Raw genomic sequence first — 4,084 nt, 5'->3', positions numbered from 1 at the left:
CAGGGTGCGTGCGTTCTCACGTGGTGAGACCGAATAGGTGGAGTGCGTCGGTTGGGTGGTCTCGGTAGTGGTCGTTCGCGGCGGCGATGTTCTTGTGCCCGGCGAGGCGGGCGAGGCTGATGGCGAGGTTGCGGAAGGCTGTCATGGCAGCGGGGTGTGCTGCCGGTGCGTACCCGGGAGGCGTCCTCGTCGTAGGTGACGTCCCTGACGTGGTGCATGGCTTCAACTCCCCAGTGGTCGCGAGCGATCCGGGCCAGATCGGCGGCGCTCGCGGTGGCCGTGGGAGCGCTGGTGACGCCGAGTTCGGCATAGCAGTGGATCTTCCTGTCGCCCCGGCCGGTGGTGGTGCGCTCGATGAGCACGGCCCGCATGGCGTGGGGGAAGTCGACCTGTTCGGGCGCGGGCAGGACCTTGAGGGTCCGTGTCTCGGTGCGACCCCGGTTGCGTTCGGTCCTCTCGTGGGCGAGCGGGGTGTTCTCCCAGTCCAGGCCGTCCAGGCGGGCGAAGAGGCCGGGCTGGTTGCCCAGCACCGGGAAGTAGTAGAAGGCGCCGCGTTCGTGCAGGTAGGTGGCGTGGGACCGCTGGCAGTGCAGTGCGTCGGCGGTGACGACGAGTCCGGCGATGGACTCCAGGGTGTCCAGGACCGCCGGGAAGTGGGTGACCTCGCAGCCCTTGTCGCGCATCGCGCGCTGGGCGGCCACCGTGCCCGTCTCGGGGCGGAACACCGACAGCAGGTGCAGTTGCTTGCCCTCGGCGTCGATTGCACCGCACACGGTCTTGCCGTCCGCGGCCAGCGATTTCACCCCGCTGCTCACGACGTCGTCCAGCGGGTCGGCGGCGAGTGCCTCGGTGAAGGCGGTCACGGCGTCATCCAGTGCGTCGCCGTCAATCCTGGTCAGGGTCCGGCCGAAGGTGGTGGCGGCCGGCACTCGTCCCTCCGCCCCGTCGGCAAGCCCCAGGTCGCTGAGCAGGGCGGGAGTGACACCGTGTGCCCAGCGCACGATCGCGGCGAGCGAGCGCGCGCCGCACAGGACCGCCACGGCGGCGACCGACAGCAGGCCGGTGAACGGGTAGCGGCAGCCCTGCCTGCGGCGCGGATCGGGTACGAGCGTCAACGCGTCCAGCAGTGTCATCACCTCCGCGGATCTGCCCAAAGTGTCCTGGTCAAGGGGGACTTCAAGGGCATCGAGGGTGCAGGCAAGGTCCTCGATCAGACAGGATGGCATCCGGGCACGGTTCCTCTGACTCACGCGGCTTCGACTCCACGTGATCAACGAGGGCCGTGCCCTCCTGTGTCGGCACCGTCAACACCCCACCGCGAGCAGCGCTTTCGTCCCACGATCCGAGAACGCACGCACCCTGGGCGAGGGGCAGGGACGGTGCCGTGTTGTCCTGTGGGTCTGACTGCCATTCCAGACCGGACAGTACGAGGACGCCAGGCCCCGTCGGAACGCGGATCTGCTCGACCGAGTTGTTTTCGTTGACTGACAGCGACTCGAACAGGCTCAGGGCTGAGAGCTCCGCGTCAGGCTCATCGAGCGGATCCAGCCGGGCAAGCAACGATGCCGTGGTCATGCGGCCGTCGGGCGTCTCATCGAGACAGAAGCCCGCATAGAAAGACTTCTCAGCGAGGGCAAGTTCGGTCATTTCGCGGTAAGTGTGAAAGGTGACCTCTCGCTGAAAGTCGGTGCCATGCGGCCAGACCTCCTCGGCGATGGACCAGAGTTGCTCCTGGCGCTCCTCTTCGTCCATGGCGAGTCCCAGCGAGTGAAATCCACCGGGTATGTCCAAGTGCAGCTCGTAACTCGGGGCGGACATCAAAGAATCTTCCTGTGGATTGGCCGCAAACTTACACCGCGACGCAGATCCGTAGGTACGTCCAGGACGAGGTGGTGCTTGTCTGCCAGACGGGTCAGTGCACTGACCGGAGTTCCTCGGAATTCACGAGGATGCAGTGCGACACCCTTCAGGCGTCCGCCGTCAGGCATGGAGGCCAGTGTGACGTAGTGGTAGATCGTCGTGCGCCAGCCGAATTGCTGTCGCTCGATCTCGCCGCCGAGCCGGGCGAACTCCCGGTCCAAGGAAGCCTCGTGCTTGGCTGGGTTGCGAGAGAGGCGGAGGGCCAGCTTGCCAGGTGAGATGAACCGGGCGGGAGCGTTGAGGAGCCGCATCAGATCATCCTCGTGGCCGCCTCCGAAGATGGCCACGAGCAGCCAGACGAGTTTGGCAACGAATTCCACCGGAATGAGGATCCATTGCACTACGAACCACAGCAGGAGTCCCAGCCTTGAAGGGAACGGAAGGACCGGGTCTCCGCCCGAATCGGAGTGCGGCGTGACTGCCATGGCTACTCTCCCGTCGCGCTGTCGTAAATGCCGGTGGCAGTGCCCGGAACCTGCATCGCGAGCTGAGGTCCTTTCGACCACCAGGACGTCGGGTCCAGGGTTCCGTCGGCACGTATCGCTGCTTGCAGAGACTCAAGGTTCCTGAGCCCCGGCGTGTTGGCGACGATGGTGTTCAGCCCGGTCTCACCGATCGAGGCGCCCATGTTCTTGGCCACCGAATTCTCCCAGGCGAGCTTCAACTTGTTCGCGGCGCCTTGAGCCTCGAAGACCTGGCCCTCAGCGCCGCCGAGGATTCGGTTACCTGCTCGGCCGTAGTTTTCCACTCTTGCGGCTCCGTCATCCACGAGCTTGCCCAGCCGAGCGGCCCTTGCAGCGCCGTCGACCGATGTCACCAGCTCTCCCGCCTTCTCCACGCGCACCGCGACCTTCGTTGTGCCGGTGATGGCGGTCTTGGCGAAACCTGCGCCCGGAAAGACGCCGAGGGCGTCGCCGGCCAGGTCCATCAGCCCGATATCGGCTCCGCCGATCTTGGCCGCGCCGTGGGCAAGCAGTGCGCCGGCCGAGAAACCTGCGCTTGTCAACGCGAGCGCTCCGGACAGCGGCGGGCACCACAGGGTCAGCAGCGCGAGGATGCCGAGGACGGCGGAGATGTTGCTCAGCCAGTCGCCGATCGTCTTCAGCAGGTCCTTGTGCCGGGCGCACCATTCCTGGATGGCGTGTCCGAGTTTCTGGAACTGGTCGCCCAGGCGTTCCCAGAACCCCGGGTCGGGTGGTGCGCTTTCGGTCGCTTTGCGTAGCCGGCTCGCGACCCCACGGGCCTGGGCCTGGTGCTGTTCGAGCAGCCGCTCCGCTTGCTTGATGATCTCTTCGAGTTCACGCTGGGCCTGGTCCAGCTGTGCTGAGGCTGTCGACAGTTCACCGTCGGCCTGCTGGAGGCGGGTGCTTGCCGCGTCGATCTTGGCCTGGGCGTCCTGCAGGGCGGGGCCGGTGAAGTACTGGCCGCTGAGGCGGAAGGAGGGGTCGGACGCCGCCTGGTTGTAGCGGTTGGTCGCGGCGTCCTTGGTCTTCTCCGCGGAGGCGACCTGACCCTTGGCCTGCTTCGCCTGGGCCTCGTACGTACGGGCTGTGCTCTGGTAGTCGGCCAGCGCCGCACGCCACTTCGACAGTTCCGACGATGCCGTGCTCATGGCCTCGTGGCTGTCCTTCAGGTAGCGGGGCAGTTCCCCGACCTTCTTCGAGAACGCGGAGGCGGCGTCTCCGGCCCAGGTGATGTTCCCGGTCAGGCGTGTGATGGTGTTCTGCGCGTTGTCGAGTGCGGCTGCTGCCCTCTTGGTGCGGGCGGCGAGGGAGTCCACGTTGCCGGGGTTGCCCGGTGCGGGGTCGAAGCCGAGCGCGGGGTACGAGTCGCTGCTCACCGGGTGCCGCCCTTCCCGGCGAAGCCGTCACGCAGGGCCGTCTCGACATCCCGGTACGTGTCGCGGGTCTTCTTCAGCCCGTCCTCGATGCCCTGCGTCCCCTCCGCGATCTTCGTGATCGCGTTGTCCCAGCTGTCGTGGAACTCGTCGCAGGCGTTGTCGAGTTCCTTGCTTCCCGTGGTCTTCGGGCCCGTGTCACGCAGCGCGTTCAGCGCCGCACGCATCTCGTCCTGACTCCGGTGAAGTTCCCTGACCAAGGTGTCCAGCTCGGATATGTCTACCTTGAAGCCCGCTCCCATGGCGCCGACGTCCCCCTGTCTCACG

Annotated in this window: 5 protein-coding genes; all 5 read right to left on the bottom strand. The window is 66.5% G+C overall.

What is annotated here, in order from left to right:
* Positions 1-1,226 (bottom strand): ISAs1 family transposase (locus tag GFH49_RS34580; RefSeq protein WP_155059883.1); only part of this gene is annotated, 1,226 nt, incomplete at its 3' end.
* Positions 1,177-1,752 (bottom strand): hypothetical protein, encoded by a 576-nt coding sequence (locus GFH49_RS34575; protein ID WP_155060019.1) that lies wholly within the window; start codon positions 1,750-1,752, stop codon positions 1,177-1,179. The genes GFH49_RS34580 and GFH49_RS34575, both read right to left, overlap by 50 nt.
* Positions 1,753-1,817: 65 nt before the next feature.
* The gene (locus GFH49_RS34570; protein ID WP_155060018.1) at positions 1,818-2,345 is read right to left on the bottom strand and encodes a hypothetical protein; all 528 of its coding nucleotides are present in this window, start codon (positions 2,343-2,345) and stop codon (positions 1,818-1,820) included.
* 2 nt (positions 2,346-2,347) lie between these two features.
* Positions 2,348-3,760: a putative T7SS-secreted protein gene (locus GFH49_RS34565; RefSeq protein ID WP_155060017.1), complete on the bottom strand. Its 1,413-nt coding sequence runs from the start codon at positions 3,758-3,760 to the stop codon at positions 2,348-2,350.
* The coding region (locus GFH49_RS34560) for a WXG100 family type VII secretion target (RefSeq protein WP_230396382.1) at positions 3,757-4,084 on the bottom strand (328 nt) is incomplete at its 5' end. The genes GFH49_RS34560 and GFH49_RS34565, both read right to left, overlap by 4 nt.

Origin of the sequence: Streptomyces blattellae (assembly GCF_009709555.1) — a bacterium.
GTDB lineage: Bacteria > Actinomycetota > Actinomycetes > Streptomycetales > Streptomycetaceae > Streptomyces > Streptomyces blattellae.
Note: the sequence above shows the minus strand (reverse complement) of the source record. Positions and strands in the feature narration are given on the sequence as shown.

Bases quoted from the DNA above. Each gene is read 5' to 3' on its own strand.
- GFH49_RS34575 (WP_155060019.1), bottom strand. From the start codon at position 1,752: ATGGACGAAGAGGAGCGCCAGGAGCAACTCTGGTCCATCGCCGAGGAG.
- GFH49_RS34570 (WP_155060018.1), bottom strand. From the start codon at position 2,345: ATGGCAGTCACGCCGCACTCCGATTCGGGCGGAGACCCGGTCCTTCCG.